17 protein-coding genes and 1 pseudogene are annotated in these 15,646 nt (G+C 60.9%); 8 read left to right on the top strand and 10 right to left on the bottom strand.

The genetic code is table 11. The features are described 5' to 3' along the window. Positions 1-12 precede the first annotated feature (12 nt). From ACZ89E_RS28570 to ACZ89E_RS28530, 9 genes and pseudogenes are all read right to left on the bottom strand, one after another. A complete protein-coding gene (locus ACZ89E_RS28570; RefSeq protein WP_149658111.1) occupies positions 13-1,194 on the bottom strand; it encodes a TerD family protein in 1,182 nt (393 codons plus the stop codon). Further along, complete coding sequence (locus ACZ89E_RS28565; protein ID WP_149658112.1) at positions 1,191-1,778, bottom strand: TerD family protein; 588 nt, start codon at positions 1,776-1,778, stop codon at positions 1,191-1,193. The genes ACZ89E_RS28570 and ACZ89E_RS28565 overlap by 4 nt, the downstream gene beginning before the upstream one ends. Beyond that, positions 1,759-2,538 (bottom strand): HAD-IB family hydrolase, encoded by a 780-nt coding sequence (locus ACZ89E_RS28560; protein WP_133840496.1) that lies wholly within the window; start codon positions 2,536-2,538, stop codon positions 1,759-1,761. Before ACZ89E_RS28560 ends, ACZ89E_RS28565 begins: the two co-directional genes overlap by 20 nt. Then, the gene (locus ACZ89E_RS28555) at positions 2,535-3,485 is read right to left on the bottom strand and encodes an HpcH/HpaI aldolase/citrate lyase family protein (RefSeq protein ID WP_149658113.1); all 951 of its coding nucleotides are present in this window, start codon (positions 3,483-3,485) and stop codon (positions 2,535-2,537) included. Before ACZ89E_RS28555 ends, ACZ89E_RS28560 begins: the two co-directional genes overlap by 4 nt. Beyond that, on the bottom strand, positions 3,485-4,579 hold the full coding sequence (locus ACZ89E_RS28550) for a cysteine protease StiP domain-containing protein (protein ID WP_476256836.1): 1,095 nt from the start codon (positions 4,577-4,579) through the stop codon (positions 3,485-3,487). The genes ACZ89E_RS28555 and ACZ89E_RS28550 overlap by 1 nt, the downstream gene beginning before the upstream one ends. After that, on the bottom strand, positions 4,572-5,330 hold the full coding sequence (locus tag ACZ89E_RS28545; RefSeq protein ID WP_476256835.1) for an HAD family hydrolase: 759 nt from the start codon (positions 5,328-5,330) through the stop codon (positions 4,572-4,574). Before ACZ89E_RS28545 ends, ACZ89E_RS28550 begins: the two co-directional genes overlap by 8 nt. After that, positions 5,320-6,457 (bottom strand): annotated as a pseudogene (locus ACZ89E_RS28540) (phosphoribosyltransferase domain-containing protein). The gene ACZ89E_RS28545 and the pseudogene ACZ89E_RS28540 overlap by 11 nt, the downstream one beginning before the upstream one ends. A 69-nt stretch (positions 6,458-6,526) precedes the next feature. Then, positions 6,527-7,666 (bottom strand): trypsin-like peptidase domain-containing protein, encoded by a 1,140-nt coding sequence (locus tag ACZ89E_RS28535; protein WP_463258417.1) that lies wholly within the window; start codon positions 7,664-7,666, stop codon positions 6,527-6,529. 78 nt (positions 7,667-7,744) lie between these two features. Continuing rightward, positions 7,745-8,743: an ATP-grasp domain-containing protein gene (locus ACZ89E_RS28530; protein WP_476256834.1), complete on the bottom strand. Its 999-nt coding sequence runs from the start codon at positions 8,741-8,743 to the stop codon at positions 7,745-7,747. 251 nt (positions 8,744-8,994) lie between these two features. On the opposite strand from ACZ89E_RS28530, the gene ACZ89E_RS28525 reads away from it, so the two are divergent. The 7 genes from ACZ89E_RS28525 (at position 8,995) to ACZ89E_RS28495 (ending at position 13,391) form a co-directional block, all read left to right on the top strand. Beyond that, positions 8,995-9,171, top strand: a complete 177-nt coding sequence (locus ACZ89E_RS28525) for a hypothetical protein (protein WP_178129038.1) — start codon at positions 8,995-8,997, stop codon at positions 9,169-9,171. Positions 9,172-9,252: 81 nt separating this feature from the next. Continuing rightward, positions 9,253-11,154: a metallophosphoesterase family protein gene (locus tag ACZ89E_RS28520; protein ID WP_476256833.1), complete on the top strand. Its 1,902-nt coding sequence runs from the start codon at positions 9,253-9,255 to the stop codon at positions 11,152-11,154. 8 nt (positions 11,155-11,162) lie between these two features. After that, positions 11,163-11,678: a P-loop NTPase family protein gene (locus tag ACZ89E_RS28515; protein ID WP_476256832.1), complete on the top strand. Its 516-nt coding sequence runs from the start codon at positions 11,163-11,165 to the stop codon at positions 11,676-11,678. Between the two features lie 13 nt (positions 11,679-11,691). Then, complete coding sequence (locus ACZ89E_RS28510) at positions 11,692-12,117, top strand: bleomycin resistance protein (RefSeq protein ID WP_463258421.1); 426 nt, start codon at positions 11,692-11,694, stop codon at positions 12,115-12,117. Beyond that, positions 12,102-12,686 (top strand): DedA family protein, encoded by a 585-nt coding sequence (locus ACZ89E_RS28505; RefSeq protein ID WP_476256831.1) that lies wholly within the window; start codon positions 12,102-12,104, stop codon positions 12,684-12,686. Before ACZ89E_RS28510 ends, ACZ89E_RS28505 begins: the two co-directional genes overlap by 16 nt. A 199-nt stretch (positions 12,687-12,885) precedes the next feature. Further along, positions 12,886-13,140 (top strand): type II toxin-antitoxin system prevent-host-death family antitoxin, encoded by a 255-nt coding sequence (locus ACZ89E_RS28500; RefSeq protein WP_123410196.1) that lies wholly within the window; start codon positions 12,886-12,888, stop codon positions 13,138-13,140. Continuing rightward, positions 13,137-13,391: a Txe/YoeB family addiction module toxin gene (locus ACZ89E_RS28495; protein ID WP_123410195.1), complete on the top strand. Its 255-nt coding sequence runs from the start codon at positions 13,137-13,139 to the stop codon at positions 13,389-13,391. The genes ACZ89E_RS28500 and ACZ89E_RS28495 overlap by 4 nt, the downstream gene beginning before the upstream one ends. A 6-nt stretch (positions 13,392-13,397) precedes the next feature. Here ACZ89E_RS28495 and ACZ89E_RS28490 read toward each other — a convergent pair whose 3' ends face one another. Then, entirely contained in the window at positions 13,398-14,573 is a 1,176-nt protein-coding gene (locus tag ACZ89E_RS28490; protein ID WP_463258423.1) for an aspartate aminotransferase family protein, read from the bottom strand. A 102-nt stretch (positions 14,574-14,675) separates the two neighbouring features. On the opposite strand from ACZ89E_RS28490, the gene ACZ89E_RS28485 reads away from it, so the two are divergent. Continuing rightward, positions 14,676-15,581: a LysR family transcriptional regulator gene (locus ACZ89E_RS28485; RefSeq protein WP_463258424.1), complete on the top strand. Its 906-nt coding sequence runs from the start codon at positions 14,676-14,678 to the stop codon at positions 15,579-15,581. Positions 15,582-15,646: the final 65 nt, after the last annotated feature.

Genomic DNA, 15,646 nt, shown 5'->3' with positions numbered 1-15,646 from the left:
GTTTTCAAATAGTTACTTGGAACCTGCCGACCAGCGCATGCCCCAACCGTAAGCCTTGTCCATGACCGAATGACCTTTGTGGAAATCGACCCGGCGGCTGACCTTGACGCCGCCGCCCTCGTTCTCCAGCAGGGCGATGGCACACATGCCCAGGCGCCCGCCTTCTTCGTTCAGGCGAACTTCGATCGGTGGCTGGCCCGGGACATAAATGGTCACGACGCCATCGGTCTCACGCCAGTTCGGCGCACCTTCGTAGATGAACGCGAACACCAGCACCCGGCGGATTTCACTCCAATGCCGGCCGTTGATGTGCAGCCATTCGCCATCGCTGACGGCGCCGGTACGGTCATCGCCCATCAACCGGATGTAAGGGTCGTAGTCGAAATCGCCGAAGCTGTTGCCCAGTGCCTGGACCACCCCTTTGGAGCCATCCTGCAACTCGTAAAGGCAACCCACGTCGAGGTCGATGGCGTTGTTGCGCGAGAAGAAACCGCCGCCCTTGCCTTTGTTCCAGTTGAGGTTGACCTTGATCTCGCCGAAGCCTTCAGCGGTTTTCTCCAGGCTGATCGAGGAGCGGGTCTTGTCGAGGGTGATTTTGCTCAGGCTGATCGACGACTTCGGTGGCGCGGCCGGCACGGGTGCGGCAGGTGCCGCCACGGGTGCAGGAGCGGCCACTGGTGCCGGGGCAGGCGCGGCAATTTCGACACCGAAGTACTTGGCCAAAGGCTCAAGGCCACCGGCAAAACCCTGGGCGACGCAACGGAATTTCCACTCGCCCTGGCGGCGATAAAACTCGCCGAGGATCAGGGCGGTTTCTTTCATTCCGCTGGTGGGTATCTGCGCCTCGATACCGCCGGTGACGGTCAGCGCGAGATGGGATACACGGTCGAAGCTGGCTTTGTTCTCGTAGATCGTCGCCGTCAGCGCCACCTTCTCGACCACCGCGTCCAGACGCGACAAATCAAGGGTGAAGACCGCACGACCGGCAGACGACTCGGTCATTTGTACCGTTCCGCCCAGCACATTGGTCTGGCCGTAGAAGCACATATCAGTGTCGCCGCGGACTTTACCCGCGGCATTCAGGACGAATGCAGACACGTCGATATCGGCACCCGGGATGGCCGAGTAGCTGATATCGATCCGCACCTGGCCGGTGGTTACCGGCGCGTTCCCGCCAGGAACCAGGGTGGTCATGCACGCACCGCCTGAACCGCCAGGTTGACCAGGTCGTCAGCGGTGCGGCCGTTGGTCACCTGACCGATGGCCTTGAAGTCCCAACCGCCGTTCTCGCGCACCAGGCTGGCCATGACCACGCCGGTGTGACGGCCCTTCTCGGACAGATTGAAACGCGCCAGTTCGGTCTTGTTGCTCGCGTTGAGGATGCGGCAATACGCGTTGGCGATCTTCTCGAAGTTCTGGCCCGTGAAGCTGTTCACGGTGAATACCAGCGATTTGACGGTGGCCGGCAGGCGCTGCAGATCAACGGTGATGGTTTCGTCGTCGCCATCGCCTTCACCGGTGCGGTTGTCGCCCGAGTGCTGGATCGAACCATCGCGGGAGGTCAGTTGACGGAACCACACCAGGTCCACTGGCTTGAAGTCGGCATCGAACAGAATGCAGGAGGCATCCAGGTCGACGTCACCACCGTTACCCATCAACCGGCCCATGAACCCGGCTTTCTCCGGATCCCAGCCGAGGCCAAGCGTGATCGCCGTGAGGCCACCGCCAGCGGTTTTTTCCAGGGAGATTGATTGGTTTTTAGTCAGAGTTAGGGCCATCGGTACGCTCCTTGTTGGTCGTCAATTGCGAGGGTGTAGCGTTGCTGTCCTCAACCGGACGAGTTGCCATCGGCGCAACGCCGGCATCTCGGGCCAAGGTCTTGGAGACCCGCAGACGCCCACGGCGCCATGCAGGGTGGAAATGTCGCCAGTGCGCATCTTGCGCAGCAGCCAGAAGTTCGTGATCACCGCGGGTGTCGCCCCAGGCGCGCAGGCGGTATTGCGTCAGGTCGCCGTACACCGCTTCAAGGCGCTGCACCTTCGCTTCACAGCGGCAGTTGTTGCCCGAGATCCGCCCGGTCAGGCGCCCATCGACGACTTCCAGTTCGGTGGCGATCAACTTGATATTGAGGCGATCGGCAAACGGTTTCAGGACCAGCGCCGGAGAGGCGGAACACAGGGTGACTTCACTGCCGGCCTGTCTTTCAGCGGCCACCGAGGTCAAGCCGGCGGGACGCATCAGGCGGGTCCAGTACAGGCCGCAGAATTCCGCGGCCTTGTGCCGCACCCATTCTTCCTTGGCATCGGTGAGGAATGCGGCGATCAGCCGGGCCTTGAGTTCGTCGCGCGACAGGCGACGCGTCAGGTAACGCACCCCCGGACCGGCGAGCAGGCGCAAGCGCTTGGCAAATTCGATTTTGCCAAACGCAAATTTCAGAAAGGGAACGAAGCTGTCGTGCCGGGTCAGGGTGCCGTCGAAGTCAAAGACCGACAGGACCTTGGCCCCGGCCGGGCCCATTTCAAGCATTTCCTGGGTCATCGGCCGGCCTCTGCAAGACGGATCGACTGATCACTATGGCTCGGCTCCGCATGCCTGACCCCATGCCACTTGGCACGCTCAAGGATATTTGTGGCCCATTTGAAGTGAGTTGCTGGTTCGCACATCGTGTCATTGTGATTGAAGACCGCTGGCGCGACTTCATTCAGCATCAATTTGGCACAATTTAGATCTTCGAGACTGACCCGCAGGCTGTCCTGAATGCTGCTGATCTGGCTTGGATGAATCGCCGTTTTACCGACCAGGCCGTGGGCAATGTCCAGGCTCAGTTCTTCCAGCAGCAAATGCGGCGTCGCCAAACGCTCAAACACCGGGGCGGTCAAAGCGAACCCTTGCGACCCCATGACCCCGGCCAGCATTGGAATCACGTAACCCATGGGCGTGCTGTACAGCGTGGTCGCCGGATTGCGCCGAAGGCCCAGGCAGCCCAGCAGATCATTGCCACCGATGCGCAGGGCAATGATGCGGTGGTCCAGGGTCTGCTTGAGCGCTGCGCCCAGCTCGACCATCGCCACCGGGTTGAAGACCTCGCGGGTCTCCAGGGTCGGCATCAGGAAGATGTCGGGGTTGGTCACCGCCAATTCCCACGCGCGCAGATTGGACAGGCTCAGCTTGGGCAGGACAAACCCGTCCACATGCACCATCAACGGCCAGTCATTGAGCACGGCCGCCATCTGCGAATCCCGCGGTCGCACGAACAGCATGGGGCCATCGACCGTGCGGCCGCCCTGTTGGTCAATCGAGAGCAGTAACTTGTGCAGATTGGCCAGCGCCGTTTCGACGTCGATCTCCGCGACCGCATCCTCGAGGCACACCACCATCGAACGCAGTTCGGGCAGTTTTTTGTGCAAGACCACATCGAGGATGTCCTCGCGGGTGGCCGGCATGTAGAGCGTTGCACCGAGGGCGTAGGGCGAGAGTATTTTCATCAGCTCAAACTCCGGATAACGGTCACGGCACGATAAGGACCGAGGGCGGCCCCCATCTCCTCAACCGTCACGTTCGCGCGCTCAGTCAGGTGCATCAGCAATTGCACGTCCGGATCGCTGCGATCGCGCACCAGCACCTGATCCGGCACCCGGCGCAGAACGGCACGCGTGGCCTCGGCAATGCCGGGTTTGACCCGATTCAGATTGGTAATGCCCCATTGCGCGGCAATCGCGTCGATGACACCCAGTGCCGAAGCCTGCAGCTGATTGCGTTGCGCTTCAGTCCAGGGAGCGGCAGCTTCGACCGCCGGCAGCGCCTGGCGCTCGGCTTCGATCTGGTCGATGAATTCACGCGTGACGTCGTGTTCGTGCAAGTGGTCGTAGACCACGCACCCATGCAGGCCGCCATTGGCCGGCCAGATGGAACGCGAGACCAGGCCGGACACCGTGGCCCCGAGGATGCCGGACGGAATCACCCAGTCTTCGGCCGACGCCGCCAGCCAGGCGCGCCCGCAAGGGTCGGCCAACACCACAAGGCGTGGCTGCTCGGGAAAGCGCGTGTCGCCCTTGAGGCTGCGCTGGATCTCGCCGGAGATGGCGCCCTTGCCGGTCCAGCCATCGACAAACACGATGTTTTCCGCGCCGTGGGCCTGGATCACCGCGTCCAGGGCAATCATGTCGATGCCCCGGTCACGCACGATGCTGATCCCGTAATGGTGGGCGTCACGCCCCAAGTCCAGCTGCGCGCGGCGCAGCAGGACGCCCAGAGGCAGCCCCGCGCGCACGAACGAAACCAGCGCGATCGAAGGGCCGTCACAGGCCTGGTCGAGCGCCAGTGCCAGGGCCTGGACATCCCGGGCCATCCTGACCGAGTTCTGCGCCATGGCACGCTGGTACAGCCCTTTGTGGACCTCGGTCGGCGCCGATTCCTGGCTGATCATCTCGGAGTAATGCTTCTGCCGCGTCTGGATCAGGCGCTCTTTCTCTTCAACGTCCGTCACTTCGATGTCGACGGGTTGCAGCAAAAAGTGCACGTCATCGGGCGCGTAACTGCCACTGCCAACCGTGGTCAGATGGGCAAAGGCATTAACCATGGATCATCGCCTCCACAACTTTAGCCAATTGGCTATTGGCAGGCGTCGCCCAGAAGTTGCATTCGTTCATGAAGCCCAGGTCGGTGACGCTGTCACCAAAGCCCAGCACCGGACGTTCGCCATTGGCGGCGCGATCGCGGCGCAGCAGCTCTTGGACCGCCAGACGCTTGGACAAGCCGTGTGGCAGGAACGCGAGGTTGTTGCCGTTGCCGTGGATATGCATGTCGTCCAGCAGGCCACGGGCCTGAACCTCGGCCAACACCTGTTGCAGCACCGAATCGTCCGACTCGTTGTGCTTGGTCACCACGTAATTCAACAGGCCTTGCTCTTCCACTACCCATCCGCGCAGGGAAAAACCCATTTCCTCGCCGATGGCCAGGGTCGCCGCACTCAGGGTCGCAAGACGCTCCTGATACGCCGCCAGCGCCTCAGTCATCTGCCCATGCCAATCGCGATCCAGCGAGCCATCGGGTTGCAGGATCACGCCACCATGGGAACACACGGCCCCCGCGACGAAGGGCAATTGCACGCGACTGTAAGCTTCGACGCTGCGCGCCGTGACCGGCACGACATCGGCCGATGCCAGCAACCATTCGACAAAGTTTTTCTGCACGGCGCTCATGTAGCCGTTGGGCTGGCCGTCGACATCCAGCGTCGCGGTATGGCGTTCAGCGCCTTGCGGCATCTTGCGCGCGGTCTGGAACATGGTGTCATCAAGATCGATGAGTATCAGGGGACGCTTATTGCTCATCGACAATGACCTCCGCGTTCAGCGCCTCAATCAGCGATTGGGGAACCGCTTGCGCCGGCGTTTCGGTACAGATCAACACACGGTCGAACTGCCCCGGACGCACGTTATAGAGAAAGTTCGGAATGCCCAGGCCGTAGTTATCGGAGAACGACAAGGCGTGCCCGATCTCATGGCCCAGGGCAATCGGCGAGCGGCTGGTGGAGCTGAAGTGAACGTCAGCCCCGGCGCGTTCAAGACGTTCGGCCAGCAGAAACGGACGCCACACGAATTCGCTGGTGCCCACGACCATCACGCGCTCGCCCGGCTTGACCTGAATATGCGGGGCCAATGTGTCTTCGACATGACGCACACCCAGGCGTCCCCAATCGTTACGCGGGTCGAGGGGCCATTCGCCCACGGCCACCGCGCCCACATCGGGCATTTCCGGCAGCGGGCGCGTCTTGATCCTCGCAGAAGCGATAAGCACCCTGCAGCAGCGACACCTGGGTGGCGGATTCGCCCAGAAGGTTGCGCACCGCGCCACGGGACCAATCGGTGAGCACGCAGGTCACGACCCGCTCCACGTTGCTCAGGCCGGCATCCACGAGGGCGCGATGCAGGTTGATGAAGGTCTTGCCGGTGGAGGCTTCATCGTCGACCAACACCAGGGAACGCGCGTTCAGCATCATTTCCCGCACATCGAGATCGGTGGGCTGGTGAATCAGGTGCGCGCTGGCGTGGCTGTGTTCTTCTTCAAAACGGGTGAACAGCTCGGTGCCGACCGGATGGCGCGTGCTGACCATGTAGACGGTGTCCGGGCGGGTCTTGCTGTAGGCGCGGTGTACACCGGCACCCAGGCCGACGGCCGTCTCGGCCATGCCGATCACCAGGACCGGGCCGGGCAAGTCAGCGGGAATCTTGGCCGCCAGGGTTTCGTAGCTGGCCTGCATGATCGATGGACGCACCGGAATATGGCGGCCCAGCACGCGGGACACAAACAGGAACGCCCGTTTAGGATTACGGCGCTCGGCGAACCCGAATAACGAATGGGGTTCGATGGAGGATTCATCGACATCGACTTCCATCAGCCCGCGCTTCAATTGAGCGCTGAGTGTGGTGGTCGTGGATTTTTCTACTGCGGATTCCATGTGCAACATTCCTAAAAGAGGCGAATTAGTGAACTGACAACCCTTCACTATTTTTAAAGCAGGGTGCCTCTACGGATTTCGGGCTTCGATCCGCCAGAGTGACGACTGGGCTTCACGAGCCATTTCGGCGGTCGAGAAAACCCGACCGGTTGGAGATTTAGGCGGCGAAACATGACAGGCATCCAGAAAGGCCAACAACAACCCGGCCTTGACCGCGAAGTTCATGTTTTGCGCATCCGGCAGCGACGACGTCACCATCCCGATGACCGCCCCGCTGCTATCGAATAAAGGGCTACCGCTGGACCCAGGCTGGATGGCCGCGGTGAACTGCAGCAGGCTTGCATCGTTGTGCAACCCGAACAGACCGGACACTCCGCCCTGCGTCACGTGCACGCCACCGCCCGCCAGGCCAGCCATCGGAAAGCCCAGGGCAATCACCGACTCGCCCAGCGCACAACCGACCCCTTCCTTGAACACCACGGGCGACAGTGGCGGGCAATCCTGAATACGCAGCAACGCCATGTCGTTGCGCTGATCGACCACCACCACTTCGGCGCGATAACGACCGGCAAACGAGGCAATGTGCAGTTCCTCCATCCCCTCGATCACGTGGGCGCAGGTCATGACCTGGTTGGGTGAAACGGCGAACCCGGTGCCCGTGGCCGAAGCACGGCTCCTGCCTGAATCACCTGAATACGGACGGCGATTGGGGTGCGCATCATCAATCGTGATGCCCATGCGCCGCCCCATCGCGGCCAGGCCATAGGCCGAGCCTTCGGCCAGCGCGCGGAATTTCCATTGATCGTTGCGGTTGTAGAACTCGCCAATGACGATGGCTGATTCACCGTTGCTTTTCAGGTCCAGGGACAGTTCGACCTGATTGTCGACTTGCAGGCGCAGGTCCTTGAGTTCGCTGACAGGACCGGCGGCGGAAAAGGTATACACCACCAGCAGCAGACGTTCGCTGCCGCCGGGAAGACGGGACAAGTCCAGGGAACAACCGATAGACGACGGCGTACCGCTCCATTCCATCCACTGTTGAGTGACTTGAAACAGAGCCGGGTCACCTGTCGGAAGACGCTTCTCAGTGACGGGCAGCAGCGCTACGGCTGCGTATTCCCCAAAGGCGGTGGAGTGGCTGCACTCCAGCGTCCATGCACATTTAACGCCTGAAATAGCGGCGTTGGCTCCAGGCGTAAGCGCCTTCATCCTGTCGTTCCTTGATCGGTAGCTGGCAATTATGCCAAGACAGCAACAATCATTCACTGTCTATGTGGCGTTGTAATATCAGGAAGGCGCTATAACGGCAACTGTGATTGGCTTCACCCGAACGTTGTCCACCCACTGGCCCGCAGGTTCCGGCAGACCGAGCCGACGAACGGCGAAGATTCCGGCCAGGTTTATCCCGGTTGCCCTCGTGTAGCCAATGCCGCCGGAGTAACGCGGGTTGATTTCCAGCAGATGGGGAACACCGTTGTGGTCATCCCGGGTCTGGACATTGACCAGCCCATCGCACTTGAAATGCGCGGCGGCCTTGAGTGCCAGCTCAACGGCGGCGGACTCGCGCTCGAACGTCTGGTGAACACCCTGCTTTCTTCTGCCGACGAACGCAATCGGCTGGCCCGCTTCGCACACCATGTCGACGGAACACTCGCTGCCCGGCAAATACGGCATGACCAGCATCGGCTTCCGCTCGGGACTGGCCTTATAGAGGCTGAGGTAGGTATCGAAATCGACTTCCCGCGCGTCCGGGTTTTCCAGGCAGCGGAACGGCTCGACATCGGCCTTGAACCGCCAGAAACCTTGCCCGTAAATACCGACGACCGGTTTGATGCACACCTCGCCTTGCGCGGACAGCAACTCATAAGCCGCCGCCAGTTCCTGGGCAGTGTTGACCGTCACGGCGGGAATGCACGCCAGCCCGGCGCGCTCGGCCTCTGCGGTGAAACGACTCTTGTCGTCGACGTTATCGAAGGTGTCCATGGACATCCCGCCCGTCACCAGCTGCAAACCGGCGGCTTCGAAGCGATCTCGCGCCACTTCGTAGAAGCTGCCGATACGCCCGGCCAGGATCACCTTGATGCCGTGCTCAAGCGCCGTGGCGATCACCCAGTCGATGCGTTCCTCGTTATCCAGAGGCTCTTGAAAGCTGACATCGGCCTGCCCCGTGATTTCAGGTCGATCCTGACGATGAGAGGCAAAAATCCGGACGTTCGCCGGCAGTGCCTCGCGCGCGCCTATAAGAATGTCGCGCTGGCTGGATTGACCTTCGAGAAACCAGATCACGTTTACGCTCCTGAATGAATATCGACCGGGATGGCGACTCGCGTTGAGTCACCAGATCCCTGCGGCAGCTGAATTTCCCGTCACGATAACGGACATGCAACAAAAGGCTACTTAATTCCCCGCAGACGCTTCCTACAGCGCATAGGGACAGTGGCGCAAACCTCTGCTTTTGATATCGTGCCGCCCATCGTCAATGCTCAGCGACAGTCGAGCATGGGTTTTATTGTTACTGCGCGTAAGGAAGGGAGCGAATGGAGTTTCTACGCTTTGTGATATTTGCCGCAGCCTGGGGGTTCATGTGGCGCTGGGTGGTGCTCAATCGCGGCAGCTGGGGCCTGCTTTTCGGCAACATGGCCGGGGCGGTGTCCGGTTTTATCGTCGGGCTGGTGCTGCTGTCTATCACGCTGTCCCTGGTGCCGATGCGCTAGGCACCTTAGCGCCCTGCTTAAAGGCAAAGGAAGGCCGCTGCGTTATCATCGCCGGCCTGTGTGCCCAGAGCCTTGACCCGGATGTCCGTAACCCTGCCATTTCCCGACGATCACGCCTCACTGCCTGCGGTCCTTGCCGGGCCGCTGTTGCGGCGCCTTGAGCCCACGCGGCTGGTGCTGTGGCTGGCAGGTTCCCGGGCGTTGTCCCTGACTTTGCGTTTGCAAGGTGTAAACGACATTCGCCTGGATGACTCGACCTGCACCGTCATTCCCGTTGGCACCCATGCCTTTATTCACTTGATCGATGTGCCGCTGGACACCGCCCTGCCCTGCGACACGTTGATCGAGTACGACCTGCTGATTGACGACGCAGGCATCGCCGACTGGGCCCCACACTTGCTGTACGGCGACGCCCGCTGCCCGAACTTTGTCCTGCGCTCACGCATCGATCAGTTGCTGCACGGCTCCTGCCGTAAACCCCACCACCCGGCGGCGGACGGTTTGCTGTGTGTGGATCGTCTGCTGGCGACTGAACAGGCAGCCATTGAGCGCCCGGCCCTGTTGATGATGAGCGGCGACCAGGTCTACGCCGACGACGTGGCCGGGCCAATGCTGCGGGCCATCCATGCGCTGATCCAGCGGCTGGGCTTGTTCGACGAGCACCTCGAAGGGGCGGTGGTCAGCGATAGCGCCACCCTCTACGAACACGCGGCCAGCTACTACCATCGTGCGGATTTGTTACCGGCGCTTGAGAGCAATGAAACCCTGCGCGAGCGATTTTTCGGCGGTGCGCGTAAGCCGATTTTCACCAGCAGCAGCGCCGACAATCATCTGGTGACGTTCGCCGAAGTCATGGCGATGTACCTGTTGGTCTGGTCGCCCAGTGCCTGGACGCTGATCGATCCGCAGCCACCCGTTCTGCCCCCCGAAAGGCTTCAGCGCTATGTACTCGAACAGTCCCGCATCGATGCCTTCAAGGCCGGTTTGGGTGGCGTTGGCCGGGCGATGGCGCACCTGCCGTGCCTGATGATTTTTGATGACCACGACGTGACCGATGACTGGAATCTGTCCGCGCAATGGGAGGAAACCGCCTACGGCCATCCTTTCTCCAAGCGCATCATCGGCAATGCGTTGCTCGCTTACATGCTGTGTCAGGGCTGGGGCAATAACCCGGATGCGTTCGCCGATGTGCTGGAGAAAACCCGTGCGTTAAGCAACACCGAGCGCTACCTCGATAGCACGGCTCAAGACCACTTGATCGACGACTTGCTGGGCTTCCAGAACTGGCACTACGTGTTGCCGACCACCCCGGCCCTGGTGGTGCTCGACACCCGCACCCGGCGCTGGCGCAGCGAGATGAACCTCAAGCAGCCTTCGGGCCTGCTGGACTGGGAAGCCCTCAGCGAGTTGCAACAGGAACTGCTGGATCACCCGTCGGCGATCATCGTTTCGCCGGCGCCGATCTTCGGCGTCAAATTGATCGAGACCGTGCAACGAGTCTTCAGTTGGTGCGGCTTTCCCCTGCTGGTGGACGCCGAAAACTGGATGGCCCATCGCGGCGCGGCCCAGGTGATCCTGAACATTTTCCGACACTCGCGTACACCCGGGAACTACGTGGTGCTGTCGGGTGATGTGCATTATTCCTTCGTCTACGAAGTACTGATCCGACACCGCAAGGCCGGTCCGCGGATCTGGCAGATCACCAGCAGCGGGATCAAGAACGAATTCCCGCCGGCCCTGCTCGAATGGTTTGACCGCCTCAACCGCTGGCTCTACTCGCCCCGTTCGCCGCTGAACTGGTTTACCAAACGCCGGCTGATGCGCATCGTTCCGCACACCCCCGAACATGCCGAAGCGGGTGAACGGTTGTGGAACTCGGCAGGGATCGGGCAGGTGCTGTTTAATGAAAAGGGTCAGCCGCGGGAGATCTATCAGCACAATGCCGATGGCTCGCCGCGTACCCGCATGGTTGCGCCTGAGTAGTCGTCCTCATGAACGTGAACAACCTGAACCTCACCCGGACGTTGATCATCGGCAACTCCGGCGCAGGCAAGAGTTGGCTGGCCAAGCGCCTGGCCAAACGGCAGCAGGTGCCGTGGATCGATCTTGACCGGGTTCACTGGATTTCGGATGAACACAGCATCGCCCGGCCTCGAAACGAAGCCCTGGAAATAGCCCGGGTCGCGGCCAGTGAAGAACAGTGGGTGATCGAAGGCGTCTACGGCTGGATCATCCGCGAACTCCTGCCCCGGGCGACCGCGCTGATCTGGTTGAGCCTGGACGATGACGATTGCGTCGCCCAAATCCGTCAGCGAGAAGCCCGGCGCGACGCCGACGATGAGTTACTGATCGCGCTGCTGGACTGGGCCGGCAGCTATCGCCGTCGCGAAGGGTCCAGCGGATTCAGGGTTCATCAGCGTCTGTTCCAGGGCTTCAGCGGTTCGAAACAGCAACTGACGAGCCGGGCTGACGTCACCACGTTCAACAACGCGTTACCACCCCGCTAACCAAGGAAGCATCATGTTTGCACGGAGCAACTCAGTCCCCGAATTGATGGTCACCGACCTCACTGAAAGTCTGCATTTCTGGACCTCGCTGATCGGTTTCGACATCGCCTATGAACGCCCCGGTTTTGCCTACCTCGATCGACAGGGCGTGCAGTTCATGCTTGAGCAATACGACCCGGACGAAGGCCAATGGCTGGCCGCGCCGCTGGAAACGCCACTGGGGCGCGGCATTAACTTTCAGATCACCGTCGATTCAGTTGAACCCCTCCTCCAACGACTGGCCGAAGTTCAATGGCCGCTGTTTCGTCCCTGCGCCGATACCTGGTATCGCGCGGACGCAGTAGACGTCGGCCAGCGTGAGTTTCTGGTGCAGGATCCGGACGGTTACCTGCTCCGGCTGGTGGAAAGTCTGGGGGAGCGACCGTGTTTGAACATATAGACCTGCATTACCTGCTCGGCACCTATGGCTATTGGGCGGTGTTCTTCGGCTGTTTGCTGGAGGGTGAAACCATCCTGATCCTCGGCGGAATGGCCGCCCACCAGCACCTGTTGCACCTGTGGCCAGTGATTGGCTGGGCGAGCCTGGGCGGGATGCTGGGGGATCAGTTGCTGTTCTGGAGCGGGCGCTATTTTGGCGGGCGCCTGCTGCCGCGCCTGCATCGGCAACAAGCGGCGATCGATCGTGTTACGGGGCTGATCGGGCGCTACCCATCGACCTCGGTGTTTGCCGTACGTTTTCTGTATGGCATGCGCCTGGTGGGGCCGATGGTCATCGGCGCCAGCGGTTTATCGCCTTTGCGGTTCGCATTGTTGAATGCCTTGGGCGCGGTGGTCTGGGCCACGGTGTTTGCCAGCGCCGGGTATTGGGCGGGCGAAGCGCTGGAAACGATGCTGGGGAATTTGAAACCTTATCGTTTGCCGATTGCTTTGGCGGTTGTGGGGTTGGCGGTGGTGGTTGGGTTGGTTCGGTATTGGCGGGCGAAGCATAAGGCGCGGCATGTTGAGTGAGTTATTTCGGGGTGACGCTCGGGCTGATCACATACTTATCGGAATGGGATTACAGGGGTTGCGGAAACGTCTTGAAGAAGCTTAGGCGATACTCAATGCAGATGCGGATACATCGTCTGCGTAACGACCACTCGGAGGTATCGCCTTGCCATCCTGTACTCATTTCTGTACGTTCTTTGCATTGAGCGAGGACTACATCATGCAAACCATCAACTACACCACCGCGCGTGCACATCTGGCTGAAACCATGGATCGGGTCAATGAAGACCGTGCCCCCCTCCTGGTAACTCGTCAGAAAGGCGAACCCGTGGTGATGATGTCTCTGGCGGAGTACAACGCTCTAGAGGAGACCGCGTACTTGCTACGTTCCCCGGCCAATGCTGAACGTTTGATCAAATCGATCGGCAACCTGCGAGCAGGGAAAGCCAAAGCCAGGCAACTCATTGAAGAATGAATATCGAGTTCACTACTGAAGGTTGGAACGACTACCTGTGGTTCCAGCAAAACGATAAGGCCGGGCTCAAACGGATCAACCTGTTGATCAAGGCAATTCAGCGCGAACCTTTTAGCGGCCCCGGCAAGCCTGAACCGCTGAAACACAATCTGAGCGGTTTCTGGTCTCGCCGGATTACAACGGAGCATCGCTTGGTCTACGCGATCGAAGAGGGTGCGATACAGATCGTGATGTGCAGATATCACTACTAAGTATTCTCAGGCTGCGTTCAGCACCCGGCATATCCCTCTGACAATCATCTCCACTTCCCGCTCATCAATTGTCAGCGGCGGCAGCAAGCGAATGGTTTTGCCCCGGGTCACGTTGATCAGCAGGCCATGATCCCGTGCGGTGATCAGGGTCAGGTCGCGGATCGGTTGCTTGAGTTCGATGCCGATCATCAGGCCCTGGCCGCGGATTGCCAGGACGTTCGGATTGTCGGCCAGTTCAATGCGCAATCGGGCGAGCAGGCGTTCGCCTTGCAGCTTGGCGTTTTCCCGCAGGCCTTGTGCTTCGATGATCTCCAGCACGGTGCAACCGACCCGGCAGGCCAGTGGATTGCCACCGAAGGTGCTGCCATGGCTGCCGGGGGTGAACAGCTCGGCAGCGCGACCCCGGGCCAGGCAGGCGCCAATGGGCACGCCGTTGCCCAAGCCTTTGGCCAGGGTCATGACGTCCGGGACGATGCCTTCGTGCTGGAATGCGAACCACTGGCCGGTGCGGCCGATGCCGGTCTGGATTTCGTCGAGCATCAGCAACCACGAACGCTGATTGCAGAGTTCACGTACGGCCTTGAGGTAACCGGGCGGCGCCAGCTGCACACCGCTTTCGCCCTGGATCGGCTCCATCAGGATGGCCACGATTCTGGGGCCGTGAGCTTGCTGCACCTTGTGCAGGGCTTCGAGATCGCCAAATGGCACTTTGACGAAATCCCCCGGCAATTCACTGAAACCCAGGCGTACCGCCGGGCCATCACTGGCGGACAAGGTGCCAAGGGTCCGTCCGTGAAACGCGTTCTCCATGACCACCACCAGCGGTTGTTCGATGCCCTTGTGCCAGCCGTAAAGCCGCGCGAGTTTCAGCGCCGTCTCGTTGGCCTCGGCGCCGGAGTTATTGAAAAATGCCCGGTCCATGCCCGATAGCTGCGTCAGTTTCTGCGCCAGCTGTTGTTGCCAGTCGATGCTATAGAGGTTCGACGTATGCAGCAGCAAACCCGCCTGTTCGCTGATGGCCGAGACGATTTTCGGATGAGAGTGGCCGACATTGGTGACCGCCACGCCCGCCACCGCATCCAGGTACTCGCGACCGGCCTGATCCCACAATCGCGTGCCCAGGCCTTTGGTAAAACTCAGGGCCAACGGTTGGTAGGTGGTCATCAGGCAGGCGGCGGTCATGACATCAAGCTCCATCAATGGTCGGTGTTTTTGCAGTATGGTTAGCCACCTGAGCTGGATAAACGCTGCAATACTTCAATCATTTAGAAGTCAGGCTTGATAATGGATCTGTTCCAGGCAATGACCGTTTACGTGCGAGTGGTGGAAACCGGCAGCATGACCGCCGCCGCGCTCCAGTGCGAAATGTCCACGACCATGGTCGGCAACCACCTGCGCGCCCTGGAGCAACGTCTCGGCGTGCGCTTGCTCAACCGTACGACCCGGCGCCAGCGCCTGACGGAATTTGGCACCGCGTATTACCAGCGTTGCCTCGAAGTGCTGGGGCTGGTGGCCGACTCCGAACGCCTGGCCGAGCAGGCCCTCGATGAACCGAGCGGCACCTTGCGCATCACCGCGCCACTGACGTTTGGCACCGAACGACTGGCGCCGGCACTTAGCGAATTCTCCTTGCGCTGTCCACAGGTCAAGCTTGACGTGGTGCTCACCAACGGCCGCCCGGACCTGCTGGAAAACGGTTTTGATGCGGCGATTCGCCTGGGCGCAATCGAGCCGTCCAACATGATTGCCCGCCCACTCATCGATTACACCCTGACCATGTGCGCCTCGAAGGCGTACCTGGCGCGCCGGGGCACTCCGCACAAGCCCGAAGACCTGCAACATCACGACTGCCTGGCCTTCGCCTATCCGGCCGGAGACGATTGGCACTCGGTGGAAAAACAATGGCGCCTGACCGGCCCCGAAGGCGAAGTCCTGGTTTCCGTCAGTGGGCCGATGCTGATCAACAGTTCGGCGGGTCTGCATCAAGCGGCGCGCACCGGCATGGGCATCGTGATGGTCCCCGACGCGCTGGTGGAGCAGGACCTCAAGGATGGAAAACTGGTGGCCTTGCTGCCGGATTACCGGCTGCCGAGCCGGCCCATGCATTTGGTCTACGCCCAGGATCGCTACCGTTTGCCGAAACTGCGTAGCTTCGTCGACTTCGCCGTGCAGAAGTGGGGCAAGCACTAGCGGCGTCGAGGTGCCATGGACTAATCTGCTCGACGGGCGAATGACTTCGATATCAGGACGGCAAG

This window comes from Pseudomonas sp. TE3899 (assembly GCF_056279105.1).
Note: the sequence above shows the minus strand (reverse complement) of the source record. Positions and strands in the feature narration are given on the sequence as shown.

What these genes read in the sequence shown, in the direction of transcription:
- ACZ89E_RS28490 (WP_463258423.1), bottom strand. Translation starts at nt 14,573, where the DNA reads ATGACCGCCGCCTGCCTGATGACCACCTACCAACCGTTGGCCCTGAGT.
- ACZ89E_RS28550 (WP_476256836.1), bottom strand. Translation starts at nt 4,579, where the DNA reads ATGGTTAATGCCTTTGCCCATCTGACCACGGTTGGCAGTGGCAGTTAC.
- ACZ89E_RS28515 (WP_476256832.1), top strand. Translation starts at nt 11,163, where the DNA reads ATGAACGTGAACAACCTGAACCTCACCCGGACGTTGATCATCGGCAAC.
- ACZ89E_RS28485 (WP_463258424.1), top strand. Translation starts at nt 14,676, where the DNA reads ATGGATCTGTTCCAGGCAATGACCGTTTACGTGCGAGTGGTGGAAACC.
- ACZ89E_RS28500 (WP_123410196.1), top strand. Translation starts at nt 12,886, where the DNA reads ATGCAAACCATCAACTACACCACCGCGCGTGCACATCTGGCTGAAACC.
- ACZ89E_RS28520 (WP_476256833.1), top strand. Translation starts at nt 9,253, where the DNA reads ATGTCCGTAACCCTGCCATTTCCCGACGATCACGCCTCACTGCCTGCG.
- ACZ89E_RS28570 (WP_149658111.1), bottom strand. Translation starts at nt 1,194, where the DNA reads ATGACCACCCTGGTTCCTGGCGGGAACGCGCCGGTAACCACCGGCCAG.
- ACZ89E_RS28525 (WP_178129038.1), top strand. Translation starts at nt 8,995, where the DNA reads ATGGAGTTTCTACGCTTTGTGATATTTGCCGCAGCCTGGGGGTTCATG.
- ACZ89E_RS28545 (WP_476256835.1), bottom strand. Translation starts at nt 5,330, where the DNA reads ATGAGCAATAAGCGTCCCCTGATACTCATCGATCTTGATGACACCATG.
- ACZ89E_RS28510 (WP_463258421.1), top strand. Translation starts at nt 11,692, where the DNA reads ATGTTTGCACGGAGCAACTCAGTCCCCGAATTGATGGTCACCGACCTC.
- ACZ89E_RS28565 (WP_149658112.1), bottom strand. Translation starts at nt 1,778, where the DNA reads ATGGCCCTAACTCTGACTAAAAACCAATCAATCTCCCTGGAAAAAACC.
- ACZ89E_RS28495 (WP_123410195.1), top strand. Translation starts at nt 13,137, where the DNA reads ATGAATATCGAGTTCACTACTGAAGGTTGGAACGACTACCTGTGGTTC.
- ACZ89E_RS28560 (WP_133840496.1), bottom strand. Translation starts at nt 2,538, where the DNA reads ATGACCCAGGAAATGCTTGAAATGGGCCCGGCCGGGGCCAAGGTCCTG.
- ACZ89E_RS28555 (WP_149658113.1), bottom strand. Translation starts at nt 3,485, where the DNA reads ATGAAAATACTCTCGCCCTACGCCCTCGGTGCAACGCTCTACATGCCG.
- ACZ89E_RS28535 (WP_463258417.1), bottom strand. Translation starts at nt 7,666, where the DNA reads ATGAAGGCGCTTACGCCTGGAGCCAACGCCGCTATTTCAGGCGTTAAA.